The sequence below is a fragment of the Clostridium aromativorans genome (genome assembly GCF_020908015.1).
In the GTDB taxonomy this organism is placed as follows: Bacteria; Bacillota; Clostridia; order Clostridiales; family Clostridiaceae; genus Clostridium_B; species Clostridium_B aromativorans.
In genome coordinates, this window is sequence record NZ_JAJJPB010000069.1 from 1 (window position 1) to 877 (window position 877).

At 38.7% G+C, this 877-nt stretch carries 1 protein-coding gene and 2 tRNA genes; all 3 read left to right on the forward strand.

The genetic code is table 11. The features are described from left to right. Positions 1 to 136 precede the first annotated feature (136 nt). Positions 137 to 212: transfer RNA gene (locus LN736_RS18825), tRNA-Ala, on the forward strand. A gap of 4 nt (positions 213 to 216) precedes the next feature. Next, positions 217 to 293: transfer RNA gene (locus LN736_RS18830), tRNA-Ile, on the forward strand. A gap of 180 nt (positions 294 to 473) precedes the next feature. Further along, a complete protein-coding gene (locus LN736_RS19070) occupies positions 474 to 599 on the forward strand; it encodes a hypothetical protein (RefSeq protein ID WP_268253972.1) in 126 nt (41 codons plus the stop codon). The last annotated feature ends 278 nt before the right edge of the window (positions 600 to 877 follow it).

The following is an 877-nucleotide window of genomic DNA, read 5'->3' on the forward strand; positions in this document are numbered from 1 at the left end:
CCTGCGGCTGGATCACCTCCTTTCTAGGGAGTCGAAAGGGAGCCTGAGAAAGGCTTTCTTAAAAGGTTTGTCTTATGTAAGTATCCGTTTATTCTGTTTGATTTTGAGGGATTATCCTCAAAAATTTTATAATTTTGGGGGTATAGCTCAGCTGGGAGAGCATCTGCCTTGCACGCAGAGGGTCAAGAGTTCGAATCTCTTTATCTCCACCATTGAGGGCTTATAGCTCAGCTGGTTAGAGCGCACGCCTGATAAGCGTGAGGTCGATGGTTCGAGTCCATTTAAGCCCACCATTAATCAATTGTAAAATGCCTAATTAACATTTCACAATTGATAGTTAAATTTTATTTTAGTTTTACAGTGAGAACATCAATTGTGAATTGAGCACTGCGAATTGAAAGAAATTTGTTCTTTGAAAATTGCACAGTAAATATAAAAGAGTTGGCAGTAACTAGTATGTTTATACGAAGTTAGTGGCAATTTTAAAGCTAAAATTGGCAGCAGCGAGTACAGCAAGGAAAAGGCCAAAGGAGGAACAGAGTTTACTTAGTGTAAATGAGCACCGCAGTGAGGCATTTGACGCAGCTGTAGGAAGCTAATGGTAATTTTAGAGCTAAGGTTAGAAATAACCTTTGTAGTAAAGCAAGTTATAACTAAGATTGAAGTTAAAAAAACATTTAAGGTAAGATTTATAACTAAGTAATAGAAAATTGGCAGTAACGAGTATGGCAAGGAAAAAGCAGAAGGAAGGGCGGAGTTTACTTATGTAAATGAGCACTGAAGTGAAGCTTTTGACGCAGCCAGGGGAAGTTAATGGCGATTTTCCAATCAGAGTAATAGAAAATTGGCAGCAGCGAACAAGACAAGGAAAGAGAGT